16 protein-coding genes are annotated in these 16,258 nt (G+C 67.7%); 2 read left to right on the top strand and 14 right to left on the bottom strand.

All coding sequences use genetic code 11. The annotated features are described in order from the left end of the window. Window positions 1-17: 17 nt before the first annotated feature. From JHL17_RS11665 to JHL17_RS11610, 12 genes are all read right to left on the bottom strand, one after another. Entirely contained in the window at window positions 18-542 is a 525-nt protein-coding gene (locus tag JHL17_RS11665) for an RNA polymerase sigma factor (protein WP_200193236.1), read from the bottom strand. 220 nt (window positions 543-762) lie between these two features. Beyond that, window positions 763-1,107 (bottom strand): HesB/IscA family protein, encoded by a 345-nt coding sequence (locus JHL17_RS11660; protein ID WP_200193234.1) that lies wholly within the window; start codon window positions 1,105-1,107, stop codon window positions 763-765. Window positions 1,108-1,129: 22 nt separating this feature from the next. Further along, entirely contained in the window at window positions 1,130-1,579 is a 450-nt protein-coding gene (locus tag JHL17_RS11655) for an iron-sulfur cluster assembly protein (RefSeq protein ID WP_200193232.1), read from the bottom strand. Between the two features lie 16 nt (window positions 1,580-1,595). Next, the gene (sufU, locus tag JHL17_RS11650; RefSeq protein ID WP_200193230.1) at window positions 1,596-2,063 is read right to left on the bottom strand and encodes a Fe-S cluster assembly sulfur transfer protein SufU; all 468 of its coding nucleotides are present in this window, start codon (window positions 2,061-2,063) and stop codon (window positions 1,596-1,598) included. After that, window positions 2,060-3,322 carry an aminotransferase class V-fold PLP-dependent enzyme gene (locus JHL17_RS11645; protein ID WP_200193228.1) on the bottom strand — a complete coding sequence of 421 codons (1,263 nt, stop codon included), beginning with the start codon at window positions 3,320-3,322 and terminating at the stop codon, window positions 2,060-2,062. The genes sufU and JHL17_RS11645 overlap by 4 nt, the downstream gene beginning before the upstream one ends. Window positions 3,323-3,324: 2 nt before the next feature. Next, window positions 3,325-4,692, bottom strand: a complete 1,368-nt coding sequence (gene sufD, locus JHL17_RS11640; RefSeq protein ID WP_247893477.1) for a Fe-S cluster assembly protein SufD — start codon at window positions 4,690-4,692, stop codon at window positions 3,325-3,327. Next, the gene (sufC, locus tag JHL17_RS11635; protein WP_200193226.1) at window positions 4,692-5,444 is read right to left on the bottom strand and encodes a Fe-S cluster assembly ATPase SufC; all 753 of its coding nucleotides are present in this window, start codon (window positions 5,442-5,444) and stop codon (window positions 4,692-4,694) included. The genes sufD and sufC overlap by 1 nt, the downstream gene beginning before the upstream one ends. A 79-nt stretch (window positions 5,445-5,523) precedes the next feature. Beyond that, window positions 5,524-7,008 (bottom strand): Fe-S cluster assembly protein SufB, encoded by a 1,485-nt coding sequence (gene sufB / locus JHL17_RS11630; RefSeq protein ID WP_200193224.1) that lies wholly within the window; start codon window positions 7,006-7,008, stop codon window positions 5,524-5,526. Between the two features lie 45 nt (window positions 7,009-7,053). After that, window positions 7,054-7,524, bottom strand: coding sequence for an SUF system Fe-S cluster assembly regulator (locus JHL17_RS11625; protein ID WP_200193222.1), 471 nt, complete (start codon window positions 7,522-7,524; stop codon window positions 7,054-7,056). Between the two features lie 306 nt (window positions 7,525-7,830). Beyond that, window positions 7,831-8,862, bottom strand: a complete 1,032-nt coding sequence (locus JHL17_RS11620) for a hypothetical protein (RefSeq protein WP_200193220.1) — start codon at window positions 8,860-8,862, stop codon at window positions 7,831-7,833. Between the two features lie 10 nt (window positions 8,863-8,872). Then, on the bottom strand, window positions 8,873-9,298 hold the full coding sequence (locus JHL17_RS11615; protein ID WP_200193218.1) for a phage holin family protein: 426 nt from the start codon (window positions 9,296-9,298) through the stop codon (window positions 8,873-8,875). After that, a complete protein-coding gene (locus tag JHL17_RS11610) occupies window positions 9,295-10,296 on the bottom strand; it encodes a hypothetical protein (protein WP_200193216.1) in 1,002 nt (333 codons plus the stop codon). Before JHL17_RS11610 ends, JHL17_RS11615 begins: the two co-directional genes overlap by 4 nt. 205 nt (window positions 10,297-10,501) lie before the next feature. Between JHL17_RS11610 and JHL17_RS11605 the strand changes: the two genes are divergently transcribed. Beyond that, window positions 10,502-11,659, top strand: a complete 1,158-nt coding sequence (locus JHL17_RS11605) for a hypothetical protein (RefSeq protein WP_200193214.1) — start codon at window positions 10,502-10,504, stop codon at window positions 11,657-11,659. A 159-nt stretch (window positions 11,660-11,818) separates the two neighbouring features. Next, the gene (locus tag JHL17_RS11600; RefSeq protein WP_200193212.1) at window positions 11,819-13,978 is read left to right on the top strand and encodes a malate synthase G; all 2,160 of its coding nucleotides are present in this window, start codon (window positions 11,819-11,821) and stop codon (window positions 13,976-13,978) included. 157 nt (window positions 13,979-14,135) lie between these two features. On the opposite strand, the gene JHL17_RS11595 is transcribed toward JHL17_RS11600, so the two are convergent. Further along, the gene (locus JHL17_RS11595) at window positions 14,136-15,452 is read right to left on the bottom strand and encodes a class I SAM-dependent methyltransferase (RefSeq protein ID WP_247893476.1); all 1,317 of its coding nucleotides are present in this window, start codon (window positions 15,450-15,452) and stop codon (window positions 14,136-14,138) included. 12 nt (window positions 15,453-15,464) lie between these two features. Next, a complete protein-coding gene (locus JHL17_RS11590; protein WP_200193210.1) occupies window positions 15,465-15,941 on the bottom strand; it encodes a class I SAM-dependent methyltransferase in 477 nt (158 codons plus the stop codon). Window positions 15,942-16,258 lie beyond the last annotated feature (317 nt).

Here is a 16,258-nt window from a genome sequence, read left to right as displayed (position 1 = left end):
GTAAAGAATCTTGCCGGTCACCGCGGCGGGCGCCGCTTCATGTGGGACCGGCACTGCTCCAGGGCCGCGCGCAGATGGTATTCGACCGTGCGTGGCGAGATGCCCAACCTTTCGCCGATGGCGCGGTAGGGAAGCCCGTCGACGTGGTAGAGCAGGAAGACGCTGCGGGTCTTGGGGGGCAGGGCGTCGATGGCGCCGCGCAGACGGGCCATCGTCTCGTTCCGCTCGATGACCGCCTCGGCGGTCGGGCCGGTTGCGGGCAGATCCTCGTCCGGCGGGCCGGCCTCGTGCCGGCGCCGGCGCTTCGTCGCCCGGCAGTGATCCAGCGCGACGCGATCGGCCACCACGAACAGCAGCCCCGCCGGGTTCTGCACCGCCTCGCCGTCGGGCAGGCGGGCCAGCCGCAGGAAGGCGTCCTGCGCCAGATCGCCGGCGCTCTGCGGATCGCCGGTCCGCCGAGCGATGGCCCGTTCCACCCGCAGCCGGTGGCTGTCGAACAACTCGGCGATCTTGCGCGCCCAAGTGCCGACGGGGCCGCTCATGCTGCGGCCCGGAAGGAAGATGCGGAGGAAAAAGCGTGGCGGAGGAGGTTGGTCACAACTGCGCGGATGCCGGATTGAGGAGGCCGGCCGCCATGGAAACAGTCGCCGCGGCCGCCGGTCCCTCCGGTATAGCCGCATCGCCTACATAATGCGAATAATTCTTAATCTAATGAATCGGGATGGCGAGGGACGCCATGCCCGACGCCGGTCGCCGAAAGCATCAGACGTGGAAGCTTTCGCCGCAGCCGCAGCGGCCCTTCTCGTTCGGGTTCTTGAAGACGAAGCCGGTCTGGAACTTGTCGTCAACATAGTCCATCTCGCTGCCGATCAGGAACATGACGGCGGCCGGATCGATCAGGACGGTGACGCCCTTGTCCTCCACCACCTCGTCGAACTTCATCTTCTCCTTGGCATACTGAACGTCGTAGCTGAGGCCGGAGCAGCCGCGCGCCTTCACGCCGATGCGCAGGCCGACCATGTCGTCGGTGGCCTTGGACATCAGCGCCTTGACGCGCTCCGCGGCGGCGTCGGTGATCGTGATCGCCTTGGGGAGGGAACGGGCCATGGTGACGGTCTCCTAATACGGCTCAGAACATATCCAGTTGCAGGCGGGCTTCCTCGGACATCATGCCCTGGTGCCAGGGCGGCTCCCAAACCAGCTCGATCTTGACCTCATTGACGTCCTCGACGCCCAGCACGGCCTGACGGACCTGCTCGGGCAGTTCGCCGGCCACCGGACACATGGGGCTGGTCAGCGTCATATCAATCTCGACATTGCGCTGGCCATCCATGTCCACGCGGTAGATCAGGCCCAGTTCCCAGATGTCGACCGGGATTTCCGGGTCGTAGCAGGTCTTGATGGCCGCCACGACGCGATCCATGATCTCCTCCCGCGGGTCGAACCCTTCGGGCGGCTGGGGCATCGGGGCGAACTCCTTGGAATCCGGAGCCGTCTCGGTCGCGTCGGCCTTCATCTGCGCCTCGGCTTCCGCCGGGTTCGGCGCCATCGGACGTTGGGTCAGGGTTTCATCGGGCATTTCGAGTCCCCTTGCCTCAATACTGGTCGCTGGAGGCCGCAGCCTCGCCGTGGAGTGCGGCATTCATGGCATGCCAAGCCAGGGTCGCGCATTTCACCCGCACCGGGAACTGGCGCACGCCCGACATCACCATCAGCTTTTCCATGGTTTCGTCGTCGACACCCTCGGGGATGTCGGGCTCGTCCTGGGTGCACAGCTCGTGGAAGGCGTGGAAGAGCTTTTCAGCCTCCGCCGCCGTCTTGCCGTGCACCAGTTCCGTCATCATCGAGGCGCTGGCGGTGGAGATGGCGCAGCCGCGGCCCTGGAAGGCCACGTCGTCGACCACCCCGTCCTTCAGGGTCAGATAGACCATGAAGCGGTCACCGCACATCGGGTTCTCGCCCTTCGCCTCGCGGTTGGCGTCGTCGGGATGGCGGAAGTTGCGGGGATGCTTGCCGTGGTCCAGGATCACTTCCTGATACAGCTCGCGCAGATCGTCCATCATGCTCCGAAGAACTCCTTGACCGCCTGGAGGGACTGGACCAGCGCGTCGGCCTCCTCCCGGGTGTTGTAGAGGCCGAAGGAGGCGCGGACGGTCGGTCCGACGCCGAACCGCTCGGCCAGCGGCTCGGCGCAATGGCGACCGACGCGCACGGCGACGCCATACTGGTCGACGATGGTGCCGACGTCGTGCGGGTGCACGCCCTCCAGCGCGAAGGAGACGATCGGCCCCTTGCCGGGCGCGGTGCCGACGATGCGCAGACCCTCGACCTGCGACAGCTGCTGGGTGGCGTATTGCAGCAGGTCGTGTTCGTGCGCGGCGATGGCGTCCCTACCCAGCGCCTCGACATAGTCGATGGCGGCGCCCAGGCCGATGACCTCGGTGATCGGCGGGGTGCCAGCCTCGAAGCGCGACGGCGGTGCCTTGAAGGTGGTGCCTTCGAAGGTGACGCTCTCGATCATGTCGCCGCCGCCCTGGTAGGGGGGCATCTTCTTCAGGAGGTCGTACTTGCCGTAGAGTACGCCGAGGCCGGTCGGGCCGTAGAGCTTGTGCGCGGTGAAGACGTAGAAGTCGGCGTCGATGTCCTGCACGTCGACCGTGCCGTGCACCACCGCCTGGCTGCCGTCGAACAGGACGGGCACGCCGCGCTCATGCGCCAGCTTGGCGATGGTCTTGGCCGGGGTGACGGTGCCCAGCACGTTGGAGCAGTGGGTGATCGCCACCAGCTTCGTGCGGTCGGACAGGAGGTTCTTGTAGGCGTCCATGTCGAGGACGCCGTCCTCGTCGCAGGGCACGACCTTGATGACGATCTTCTTCTCGGCCTGGAGCAGCTGCCACGGAACGATGTTCGCGTGATGCTCCATGATCGACAGGATGACCTCGTCGCCTTCGGTCAGGAAGGTGCGGCCATAGCTGGAGGCGACGAGGTTGATCGCCTCGGTCGAGCTGCGGGTGAAGACGATGCAGCGGTCGTTCGGGGCGTTCAGGAAGCGCGCGACCTTGCTGCGCACCGCCTCGAACTGGTCGGTCGCGGTCTGCGACAGGAAATGAACGCCGCGGTGGATGTTGGAATAATCCTCCTCCAGGAAGCGGGTCATGGCCTGGATGACCTGACGCGGCTTCTGGGCGGATGCCCCGCTGTCCAGATAGACCAGCGGCTTGCCGGGCTTTCCCTTCCTGGCGTGGACGCTGCGGGCGAGGATGGGAAAATCCTCCCGCACCCGCTGCACGTCGTAGGCTTGGTTCAGGATGGCATCGGACATGGTTACTTCTGCTCCTCCAGCCAGCCGGCCACGATCCCCTGGAAGGCGTCGCGGATCGACTCTTCAGCGATTTCCTCAAGGGATTCCGACAGGAAGGCACCGACCAGCAGGCCCTGGGCGGTGTCGCGGTCGATGCCGCGGGCGCGCAGGTAGAACAGCGCGTCGTCGTCCAGTTCGCCCGCCGTGCAGCCGTGGCTGCACTTCACGTCGTCGGCATGGATTTCCAGTTCCGGCTTGCTGTCGATCTCGGCCCCGTCGGACAGCAGCAGGGCGCGGTTCAGCTGATAGCCGTCGGTCTTCTGTGCATCCGGACAGACGGTGATCTTGCCCTGGAACACCGCGCGCGCCGTGTCGTCGATGACGCCCTTGTAGACCTCGCGGCTGGTGCCGTTCGGCTGGGCATGGACGATCACCGTGGTGGTGTCGGCATGCTGCGTGCCGCGGACCAGATAGCCGCCGCTGACATGCGTCCGGGCCTCGGTGCCGTCCAGCCGGCTGACCACCTCGTTGCGCGACAGCTTCGCACCGGTCGTCAGGATGAAGTTGTCGTAGCAGCCGCCGGTCGCCACCGTCGCGGCGATGTGCGACAGGTGGATGGCGCCGCCGCCGTCACGCTGCGACTTGTAATGATGCAGGGTGGCGCCTTCGCCGACGAACACCTCGGTCACATGATTGGCCAGCGTGGTGCCGGCGCCGCGGCCGACATGGTGTTCGACCACCACCGCCTTCGACCCGGCCTCCGCGATCAGCAGGCTGCGCGGATGGCAGGAGGTCGCCTGCGTCTCCGACCCGACCGAAACGAAGACCAGTTCGATCGGCCGCTCGACCTGGACGCCGGCCGGCACATGCAGAACCGCACCGTCGGCGAGATAGGCGCTGTTCAGCGCCACCAGGGGACGGTCGTCCGCCGCGGCGAGGCGGCCGACGTGGTCGGCCAGCAGGTCGGCGTGGCTGTTGAGCGCGGCGGCGATGCTCAGCAGTTCCACACCCGGCGGCAGGCCCTCGACCGACGACAGGTCGGCGCGGAAGCGGCCGTCGACGAAGACCAGACGCGGGCCGTCCTGCCCCTCGGCGCGGACGGTCGGCAGCAGGTCGATCACGGCGGCGGCGGGCGCAGCAGGCTGGAAGCTGGTCTTGGCGAGGTCGCGCAGGTTGGTGTAGCGCCAGCTCTCGTTCTTGATCGTCGGCAGGCCGACGGCGGCAAAGCGCTCGCGCCCGGCGGTGCGGAGCTCGGTCAGCCAGGACAGGCCGCTGCCGGGCAGACCGGCGCCCACCTGATCGAGCGGAGCCAGGAAAGCCGGCGCCGTCGCCGGATCGGCGCCCCGCGTCGAGTAGGTCATGGGATGCAGGGGGGAGGTGTGTGCCGACATCACGCCGCCTCGCTCGCGCCGAAGTCGCGGTAGCCGTTCTTCTCCAGCTCCAGCGCCAGTTCCTTGCCGCCCGACTTCACGATGCGGCCGGCGGCCAGGACATGGACATGGTCGGGAACGATGTAGTCGAGCAGGCGCTGGTAGTGGGTGATGACCAGCATCGACCGCTCCGGCGAGCGCAGCGCATTGACGCCCTCGGCCACGATCTTCAGCGCGTCGATGTCGAGGCCGCTGTCGGTTTCGTCGAGGATGGCGAATTTCGGCTCCAGCACCGCCATCTGCAGCGTCTCGTTGCGCTTCTTCTCGCCGCCGGAGAAGCCGACATTGACCGCGCGCTTCAGCATCTCGTCGCTCATGCCGAGCGCCTTGGTCTTCTCGCGGATCAGCTTGAGGAACTGCATGGCGTCGAGTTCCTTCTCGCCGCGATGCTTGCGGATGGCGTTGATCGCGGTCTTGAGGAAGGTGGTGTTGCCGACGCCGGGGATTTCGACCGGATACTGGAAGGCGAGGAAGACGCCCTCGGCGGCCCGCTCCTCCGGCTCCATCGCCAGCAGGTCCTTGCCGTAATAGGTGACCGAGCCTTGCGTGACCTCGTAGCCGTCGCGGCCAGCCAGCACGTAGGACATGGTGCTCTTGCCGGCGCCGTTCGGCCCCATGATGGCATGGACCTCGCCCGGGCGGATGGTCAGGTCGACGCCCTTGAGGATTTCCTTGCCGTCCACGGTGGCGTGCAGGTTCTTGATTTCGATCATCGTCTTCGCCTCGTTGTCTACTTCAGGCCGCCGGCACGCCGTCCGGTCTTCACGTTCTCTTCGGTGGGGGGAAGTGCCCTTAGCCCACGCTGCCTTCCAGGCTGATGCCCACCAGCTTCTGCGCCTCCACGGCGAATTCCATGGGGAGTTCCTTCAGGACCTCCTTGCAGAAGCCGTTGACGATCAGGGACACCGCGTCCTCTTCCGAGATGCCGCGCTGGCGGCAGTAGAAGAGCTGGTCCTCGCTGATCTTCGCCGTCGTCGCCTCATGCTCGATGCGGGCGGAACGGTTGCGGCTCTCGATGTAGGGAACCGTGTGGGCGCCGCACTGGTCGCCGATCAGCAGGCTGTCGCACTGGGTGTGGTTGCGCGCACCCTCCGCCCTGGGCAGGATCTTGACCAAGCCGCGGTAGGTCTGCTGCGCCTTGCCGGCCGAGATGCCCTTCGATACGATGGTCGAGCGGGTATTCTTGCCGATGTGTATCATCTTGGTGCCGGTGTCGGCTTGCTGGAAGTTGTTGGTGATGGCGACCGAATAGAACTCGCCCACCGAATTGTCGCCCTGCAGGATGCAGCTCGGATACTTCCAGGTGATCGCCGAGCCGGTCTCGACCTGCGTCCACGAAATCTTCGAGTTCTTGCCGCGGCAGGCGCCGCGCTTGGTGACGAAGTTGTAGATGCCGCCGACGCCTTCGGCATTGCCGGGATACCAGTTCTGGACCGTCGAATATTTGATCGTCGCGTCGTCCATCGCCACCAGCTCGACCACCGCGGCGTGCAGCTGGTTCTCGTCGCGCTGGGGTGCCGTGCAGCCTTCCAGATAGCTGACATAGGCGCCCTCGTCGGCGATGATCAGCGTCCGCTCGAACTGGCCGGTGTTGGCCTGGTTGATGCGGAAGTAGGTCGACAGCTCCATCGGGCAGCGCACGCCCTTGGGGATGTAGACGAAGCTGCCGTCGGTGAAGACCGCGCAGTTCAGCGTCGCATAATAGTTGTCCGTGTAGGGCACCACCGAGCCGAGATACTTCTTCACCAGCTCCGGGTGCTTCTGCACGGCCTCTGAGATCGCGCAGAAGATGATGCCCATCTCCTCCAGCTTCGCCTTGAAGGTGGTGGCGACCGACACGCTGTCGAACACGGCGTCCACGGCGATGGCCGGGCTCTTGCCCTCCGACCCCTCGACGCCGGCCAGGATCTCCTGCTCACGCAGCGGGATGCCCAGCTTCTCGTAGGTCTTCAGCAGTTCGGGATCGACCTCGTCCAGCGACTTCGGACCGGCCTTCTTCTTCGGCGCCGCATAGTAATGCGCGTCCTGATAGTCGATGGGCGGGAAGCTGACGGCGGCCCATTGCGGCTCCTCCATCGTCTGCCAGACGCGGAACGCCTTCAGGCGCCACTCCAGCAGCCACTCCGGCTCCTCCTTCTTGGCGGAGATGAAGCGGACGATGTCCTCGTTCAGGCCCTTCGGCGCGACGTCGGCCTCGATGTCGGTCGTGAAGCCGTACTTGTACTTCTGCTCGGTGACGGCGCGGACCTGCTCGACGGTTTCCGGTTGGGCGGCCATGGCTTTGCCTCGTCCTTCTCAAGAATGCTGTTCGATGCGCGCCGTTCAGTGCGCAGGGCGGGCCGGCTGGGCGGCGGTGGAATTCGGTGCGGCTGCCGGAGCCGGAAAGGTCACGGGGGCCATCATGTCGGCCAGCGTCACCTCCTCCAGCGCGCTGCGAATGGCGCGGTTCACCTTTTCCCAACCGCCGCGCATGGGGCAAAGTTGCTCCACCCCGCATTGGCTGTCGGCACCGTCGACGCAGGCGGTCAGCGCGATCGGACCGTCGAGCGCCGTGATGATTTCGGCGATGGAGATTGCGTCGGCCGGCCGGCTGAGCGCATAACCGCCGGCGGCGCCGCGTTGGGACGTGGTCAGCCCCGCCGGTGTCATCGCCTTCATCAGCTTGGCGACGGTGGGAGCGGGCACGCCGGAGCGGTCGGCAAGATGGGCGACGGTATGGACCGTGCCGACCTGGCGCGCCATCTCGCTCAACACGACGATGGCATAGTCGGTCAGCTTGCTCAGCCGGATCATGACCGCACCCCGTTTCACCCCGGTTTCGAATACAGGACCAATTTAGTCCTGATTGCTCCGGGGGGCAAGGGGCGTTTGTCGATCGAAATGCAGGGTTTCCGCGGGTTTGGCGCCTTTGCATGGCTGATGCGCCGACAATACCCATGGAATGCGCTTGGTTATAGCGTCGCTGCTTCCCGCAGACTACAGCCAAGCTGCCGGGGCAAAGCGGTCATGCGACGATAGGTCGCGGCGCTGCATCGCCTACAATGCAGAAAACCCCGCGCCGGGGGGCGCGGGGTTGCTCGGTTAGCGAATGGGCGGCAATCAGCCCGGCTTCTTCACTTCCTCACGGGCGGCGCTGGTCGCTTCGGCCACCACGTCGCGGACATCTTCCTTGGCCGACTCGACCACGGTCTGGGCGGCCGCCTGGGCGGCGCGGGTGCCGCGGTCGAGCGCGTCCATGGCGAGCGCCTTGGCGCGCTCGGTCGCCTCGTCGGCATACTCGCCGACCCATTGCTTCTCGTAGCGGGTGCCCGGCAGGGCGGCGCCGATGGCGGCACCCAGTGCGACACCCATGGCGCCGGCGACGATGGGATGGTCCTCCACGAGGTCCCAGAAGCCGGTCGTCATGTCGTGCGCGCGGTGGCGCAGATGGTCGGTCGACGGCGCCATCGAGGAGAGGCGCGACATGCCACGATTGACGTAGGACTGGCCGCCCTGGGCATGCGATTGAGCATGAAGGGAGCCGCGGCCGTGCTCGGCATCGTCGCTCGAACCGCCCATCATGCCGCTGACGGTGCCCGAGGCGCTGTCGTAGGCGGAGCTGACGGCACTCGAGGCGTTGTCATAAGCGGAACTGGCGGCGCTGCGGACGCTGTCGGTGGCGCCGCTCAGCGAGTCCCGGGCGTAATCCACGGCATCGCCCATGCGGTGGCGGGCGGAGCGGACGGTGCTGGACCGGGCGATCCGGCGGTCGTAGCCGGTGCTCGACAGGGCCAGCCAGCCCAGGCCGATGCCGACCAGGGCAAGCGGGATCGGATTGCTGGTGACGCTGCTCAGCATCGACCCCGAGGAGGAGGACTGCGACTGCTTGTAATGGACGGTCTGGCCGCTTTCGTAGCGGTCGGACTGGTGCAGGTGGGAACGCTGGGACGGGGTGTCCGGGGTCGACGGCGAATAGGTGTGCTTCATGGGATTCTCCATCAGGGATTGGGGAGACCACCGCGTCATTCTGTCGCGCAGACGGGATGTCCGGTCGCGCAGCGCCTCGACGGTGCCGCCGATGCGCGCGCGGCTGGCGCGGATGTCGCCCTCCAGGGCGTCGAGATCCTGCGGATTGCGAGCGTCGTCCGTCATCGGCCGGCCCTCAGCGGGCAAGCTGGGACTTGGCCCAGCGCTTGTCCTCGTCCAGCGTTTTCATCGTGCGGCGGGGGCGGAGGTTGGCAGGGCTCAGCCGGCTCTTGCCGACATAGGCCAGGATGCCGCCCACCACCAGAACCGCCACGCCGACGATCAGCGCGGACAGCCACGGGGCCAGGACGTTGGACAGGCCGAGAACCGCGGAGGCAAGCAGGACCAGGACGCCGGCAAAGGCGACCAGTCCGCCGACGGCGATGAAGGCCACGCCGCCGGCGGCCTCGGTGGCCTTGTCGGTCAGTTCGGCCTTCGCCAACGCGATCTCGGATCGGGCGAGGTTGGCGGATTCGCGGGCGAGATCGGCGAACAGGCCGGCGAGCGGCCGGTCCTGCCGCGGATCCCGCGGCTCGTCATAGCGGTTCTCGGCGGCGCTCATGGACGCTGTCCCTGCGGCTTGGAGGTGGAGGTGGTGCCAGCGGCCCCGCCGATGCCGGTGGTGCCGGCGTTCGCGGTGCTGCCGGCGCTGCCGACCGTGCTGGTGCCGAGTGCCGTGTCGGCCGACGGCGCGGTGCCGTGGCCGGTGACGGAAGCCGGGGCGGTGGACAGCGGCATGCCGATGCGGCCGGCGGCCGGCTTCGGCTCACCCAGGCGCTCGGCCCCGCGCTCGGAGTCCATGCGGCCGGCCAGGTTGCCGGTGTTGACGGCGGACGAGCCGGTCGTCGGGGTGTCGGCGCTGTGGGACGGGGTGGAGCGGCTGACGGATTCGCCGATGCCGCCGGCCATGCCGCGGCTGGGGCTGCGCCCGGTGTCGCGGTTCAGGTCGCGGCCGGAGTCGTAAGCGGAACCGCGCGCCGTGCGCACGGTCTGCGACGGATGCGCGTTGCCTTGCCGGGAGGTCGACGCGCGATGCATCCGGCGTTCGCCGGAGCTCTTGATGAAGCGCGCGGCGAGGAAGCCGACGGCGAAGGCCGCCCCGATGAACACTTCGGGCTGGCGGCGGGCGAAGCCCTCGACCTCGCCGACGATGTCGTCGACGTTGGCATCGCGCAGCATGTCGGCGACGCGCTCGACCCGGCTGGCCGCCTGCTCGGCGTAGTCGGCCACGACGCCGCCATTCTCCTCGTTCAGCTGTTCGGCCGCCTTGTGCAGGGCATTGGCGACCCCGCCCAGCTGGTCGGCGGCGCGGCCGGTCTGCTGCTCCAGCAGCGAGCGAATACGGCCCTGGGCGTTGCCCAGCGTCTCCCGCCCGGTGGAAATCACGTCGTCGGCGGCGCGGTTGACGGTCTTCTTCATCTCGTCGACTCCGCTGCGGCCGCCCGACACGCCGCCGCCGGTGGTGGAGCTGCCGGCAGTCGAACTTCCGGTGGTGGAACTTCCGGTGGTGGAGCCGGTCGGGTTCGGTCCGCCGGTGCCGGTCATGTCGCGGTTCGGCATCTTGTCTTTCCTCCTCGGGGATTCCGGTATTCCGCGGCTCCGCGCCTGCGGTATCAAGCCGCCCGTTGCGGAAGCGGGTGTCGGGAAGTGAAACACCAGCCAAGCCTTGGGGTTCCACGCCCACTCCGCGCGAAATGGACAGCCGCTACGAATGTGCTAAACTTTGCCGAGAATATCTTGGTGCGGCCGGACCGGGGGTGGCGGCATGAGCGTCTTCAGCGTGGTGGCCGACGGTCAGGCCGGGCTTTTCCGCCTGCAGCAGGCGAAGAAGCCGTGGGAGAAGGATCTGCAGGCCAAGGACGCCCACGGCCAGCTCGCCCAGAAGGCGGAGCGCGCGCAGGCGCTGACCCAGGCCGCCGCTAAATGGCAGAGCGACCATGCCAGCGCCCAGGCGGCGCTGGAGGAGGCGAGGCGGGTCGGCGGGCCCAAGCAGACGGCCGCGGCGCGGCTGGAGCAGGTCGAACGCAAGATCGAGCAGTTGAAGCTGGCGATGCGCTTTGCCCAGGGCGATCCGCAGAAGCTGGCGTCCCTTGCGCGCGAAGCGGCGCTGCTGGCGCGCGAGGCCGGGCGGGCCGCCAAGGAATACGGCGCCGGCATCAAGGCCGCGGCGGAGATGGGGCTGCCCGGCGACACCGGCGCCGCCACCGGCGGCAGTACGGTGTCGTCGTCGGAGACGACGATCACCCGCAGCACCACCAGCCTGACCGTGCAGCAGACCGAGGTGACGCTGACCATCGGCATCTCGGCGGGGGAGGGGGCTCCCGCGGGCACCGGCTCGGCGGAAAGCGCTGCCGATGCGATGGCCGCGGATGCCGGGTCGGAAGCGGAATCCGCGGCGGCGACCTCCGGGCAGGACGGCAAGCTGCCGGCCGACATCGCCCGGCTGGTGGAGGATGTGCTGTCCGGCCTGGGGAAGGGCGGGATGAGCGGGGGCGGGAGTGTTGACAGCGTTCCGTCCGCCGCGGCCACCGGCTCCGGCGGCCGAAGCGCGATGATCCAGAGCCTGATGGCCGACAATGCCATGAAGATGTCGCGCTACCGCGAAGCCGACACCTTCGGCCAGCGGGTGGAGGGGGTGCTCGCCACGTCCAAGCGCATCATCGGCGAAGCGAAGGCCGCCAACATGCTGGACGAGTCGGAAAAGCGGCGTCGCGAGCGGCGGGAGGGCTTCAAGGCCGACGACAAGATGGTCGAGGCCGCGCAGAAGGAGGTCAACGCCCTGCGCGCCGCGGCGTTTGGGCCAAGCGAAGCGCTCGGGGCCGCCGGGCTGCTCGGCGCTGCCGACGGGGAGGAGACGGAGGACCCGGGCCTATCGTCCGCCTCCGCCGCCCAGCCGGCCGCGGCCCTGAATCTGCTGGCCTGATCGCCGCCCATCCGGCATCCGCCGCCTGCTACCATTTCTCCATACGCTGCAGTGCGACATTGTGTTGACCGGCTCGCGCGGAAGACGCGATAACCGATGATCAAGACTCCCGCAGAGGAGTCTGCGAACCGAGCGCAAGAGAATGGGACACGCAACGAGATGAGCAACTGGATCCGCCGTGGCGGCCTCGAAATCGCCCGCCCGCTTTACGACTTCATCAATGACGAGGCACTGCCGGGGACCGGTGTCGACGCCGACCGTCTCTGGACCGGCCTCGACCAACTCCTGCATGAGCTTGCGCCACGCAACAAGGCGCTGCTGGACAAGCGCGACAGCTTGCAGCTGCAAATCGACCAGTGGCATGCCGCCCGTCGCGGAAAGCTCTTCGATCAGGCCGAATACGAAACCTTCCTGCGCGACATCGGCTATCTGGTGCCGGAGGGCGGGGACTTCTCGGTCGGGACCGCCAACGTCGATCCGGAAGTCGCCTATCTTGCCGGCCCCCAGCTGGTGGTGCCGATCACCAACGCCCGTTATGCCTTGAACGCAGCCAACGCACGGTGGGGCAGCCTGTACGACGCGCTGTACGGCACCGACGCCATCCCCGGCACTCCGGCGGCCGGCGGCTATGACGCCGCCCGCGGCGCGCAGGTGATCGCCTGGGCGCGCAAGTTCCTGGACGACAGCGTTCCGCTGGCCGACGGCAGCCATGCCGACGCCGCGGCCTATGCGGTCGAGGGGGATGCGCTGGCGGTGACGCTGAAGGACGGGCGAAAGACCGGCCTGAAGGACAAGGCCGCCTTCGTCGGCTGGCAGGGCGAGGCGGCGGCGCCGTCGGCCGTGCTGCTGGTGCAGAACGGCACCCATATCGAAATCCGCATCGACCGCGGCAGCGTGATCGGCAAGGACGATGCCGCCGGCGTCGCCGACGTGGTGCTGGAAGCCGCGCTGTCGACCATCCAGGACTGCGAGGATTCGGTCGCCGCCGTGGATGCGGAGGACAAGGTCGTCGCCTACCGCAACTGGCTGGGCCTGATGAAGGGCACCCTGGAGGCCAGCTTCCCCAAGGGCGACAAGACCATCGTCCGCAAGCTGAACCCGGACCGCACCTACGCCACGCCGACCGGCAGCGTCACCCTGCACGGCCGCAGCCTGCTGCTGGTCCGCAACGTCGGCCACCTGATGACCATCGACATGGTCAAGCTGTCCGACGGCAGCGAGGCGCCGGAAGGCATCCTGGATGGCGTCTTCACCTCGCTGATCGCCCTGCATGATCTGAAGGCGGAAGGGGGCTTGCGCAACAGCCGTGCCGGCTCGGTCTACATCGTGAAGCCGAAGATGCACGGCCCGGAAGAGGCCGCCTTCACCGACGAGCTGTTCGGCCGCGTCGAGGATCTGCTGGGCATGGCCCGCAACACCCTCAAGGTCGGCATCATGGACGAGGAGCGGCGCACCAGCGTCAACCTCAAGGAATGCATCCGCGCCGCCAAGGACCGCGTGGTGTTCATCAACACCGGCTTCCTGGACCGCACCGGAGACGAGATCCACACCTCGATGGAGGCCGGCCCGGTCGTCCGCAAGGCGGCGATGAAGGCCACCAAGTGGATTTCGGCCTATGAGGACAACAATGTCGACGTCGGGCTGCGCGCCGGGCTGAAGGGCCGTGCCCAGATCGGCAAGGGCATGTGGGCGATGCCCGACCTGATGGCCGACATGCTGGTCGCCAAGATCGGCCATCCGAAGGCCGGCGCCAACACCGCCTGGGTGCCGTCGCCGACCGCCGCCACCCTGCACGCCACCCATTATCACGCGGTGAATGTGGCCGAGGTGCAGGACCAGCTGGCCAAGCGGCAGGCCGCCGCCCTGTCCGACATCCTGACCATCCCGCTTGCCGACCGCCCCAACTGGTCGGAGGACGAGATCCGGCAGGAGCTGGAGAACAACGCCCAGGGCATCCTCGGCTATGTGGTGCGCTGGATCGACCAGGGTGTCGGCTGCTCCAAGGTGCCGGACATCCACGATGTCGGACTGATGGAAGATCGCGCCACCCTGCGCATCTCCAGCCAGCACATCGCCAACTGGCTGCACCACGGCATCTGCACCGAGGCCCAGGTGATGGAGGTCATGAAGCGCATGGCCGCCGTCGTCGACAAGCAGAATGCCGGAGACCCGCTGTACAAGCCGATGGCCGGCAACGTCGACGGCAGCATCGCCTTCCAGGCCGCCTGCGATCTGGTGTTCAAGGGCCGCGTCCAGCCGAACGGCTACACGGAGCCGGTCCTGCATGCGCGGCGTCGTCAGGTGAAGGCGGTGGGGTGAGGTGGTGGCGGTGGGAGGGGTTTTCCCCCTCCCTAACCCTCCCCCTCTTCGAGGGAGAGGGGACTGCCGCTGTCCTCTACTTCAATTCCGCAAGCGTCCTACCCCCTCTCCCACCGAAGGTGGGGGAGGGATGGGGAGGAGGCATGCGCTGCAGCATTTACACCCCGATCCCCAAAACCCGCACCGCCACCTGCTTGGTGTAGGGACTGGCCGCGAAATACTCGTACCGTACCGCGTTCTCCGCGGCGAACTCCTGGAACGCCCGGTACTCGTCGTCGCGCCAGCTGTGGTTGCCGATATATTCGTCGAACACGATGACGCTTCCCGGCCGCACCCGATCCGCCAGCGCGGTCAGCACCGTGCGGGCCGAGGCGTAGATGTCGCTGTCGACGTTGACGAAGCGCACCGGCCCGGGATGGGCGGCGAGGAAGGGCGGCAAGCTGTCCTCGAACCATCCCACATGCAGGCGGGCGTTGTCGCGTACCGGCGGCAGCTGGCTGCCGGTGGTCAGCACGCCGCGCGGCGAGTTCACCCAGCCCTCCGGCAGACCTTCGAACGAATCGAAGCCGTGAACCTCCTGGCCGGCCACCTCGGCGATGTGGTCGAGCGAGGTGCCGCGCCGTACGCCGAACTCCAGCACCAGGCCGGGCGTGCCGGCGCCGGCCAACGCGTGGCGCAACAGCCGGCCGCTGTTGCCGAACAGGCGGAAATCGACGGACAGGTTGGGAAGCAGTGCCTTGGCGCCGTCCGGCAGCGGGCGGCGCTTCGGGTTGTCGCCGACCTCCGCGGCCTCGACGGCGTCGGCCTCGGCATCCCGGCCGAGCAGCCGCAGGGTGGCGGCGAGATAGCCCCAGTATTTGCCGTTGGCGCCGCCGCAGCGGGTGGCGCGGCGCAGGCGGCGCAGAGCTTCGTCGGGGCCATGATCGTGCAGGGCCTGGGCATGGCTGCCGAACCAGCCCGCGGCATGCTCCGGATCGTCGGCCAGCAATGCGTCGAAATGGGCGAGAGCTTCCCCGTCATGTCCGAGATAGGCCGCGGCCGTGGCGGCTTCGAAGCGGATGTCCTGGGAATGGTCGCCGGCGGCCAGCGCCTTGCGTGCCAGGGCGATCGCGTCGGCATAGCGGGCGTCGCGGCGCAACGCTCCGGCCAGCGCCGCGGTCAGGTCCGGGCGGCCGGGAGCGACGCGTAGCGCGCGCTCCAGCCAAGTGACGGCGGGGAGGGGGGCGTTGTCGGCCTGATGGGCCCTGGCGAGGGTGGCCAGCCGGTCGACGTCTCCGGGGCTGTCGGCCAGCACCCGGCGCAGGCAGGCGATGGCGTTGGCCGGACCGCGATGGCCGAGATGGGCCAGACCGAGCAGATGGAGCCGCTCGACCCCGGAGGATGCGGTCGCGCCGCGCAGCAGGCGCAGGGCGGGACGGTAACGGCGCGCGTCGATCAGGGCGCGCGCCTCGTGCAATAGAGTGTCAGCGGTCAAAGCGACTCGTCGTCAGGGCAGCCGGCGGAAGGTCCAGACCGACGCCGGCGGCAGATTCCGGGCGATCCAGGCATGGCGCCGCGGCTTCAGCCGCAGCCGCCGGATCAGTTCCGGATTGACCGGGGCGAAGGGACCATAGGTGAATTGCACGAAAACCCCGTCGGGCGCCAGCACCGAAAAGGCACCGCGCACGATCCGCGCCTGGACCGACAGCGGCATGGCGATCAGCGGCAGGCCCGACACCACCGCGTCGCAGTTCTCCCAGCCATGGGCCTGGACGATGCGGTGGACCCGCGTCGCGTCGCCGCGCACCACCGTGGACTCCGGGTGCAGGACCGACAGGTGATCGGCGAAAGCGGGATCGAGTTCGACCATCAGCAAATTGTCGGGAGTGACGCCATGGGCCAGCAGCGCCGAGGTGACCGGGCCGGTGCCCGGGCCCAACTCCACCACCCGCCGCCCAGGCCCGCAGCCGGCCGCCTTCGCCATGGACCGGCACAATTCGGGTCCGCTCGGAGTTACCGAAGCGACCTTGAGGGGTGAGCGAATCCAGCGCTCGACAAAAAGCTTGCGCTCAGCAAGTGACATCGACCGACCTCCTGACAGACGCCGGATCAATTCCTCGGCTCTGCTTCACCCCTTTCTACTGAGTTGCGTTTCATTGCGCCAGCCGAATGGATTTTGAACGATCGTTTAACAAAATGATTAAGGCGATGTGACGGATTTTGTTAATAGTTTACCAATAGGATAATATGTGTACGGCGCAATTTCGTCCTTTCCGTCGACCGGGAAATATCCTTCCAGGC

The organism is Azospirillum endophyticum (assembly GCF_016595245.1).
GTDB classification, from domain to species: Bacteria; Pseudomonadota; Alphaproteobacteria; order Azospirillales; family Azospirillaceae; genus Azospirillum; species Azospirillum endophyticum.
The sequence above is the reverse complement of the archived record's forward strand: the minus strand, read 5'-3'. Positions and strand labels throughout refer to the sequence as shown.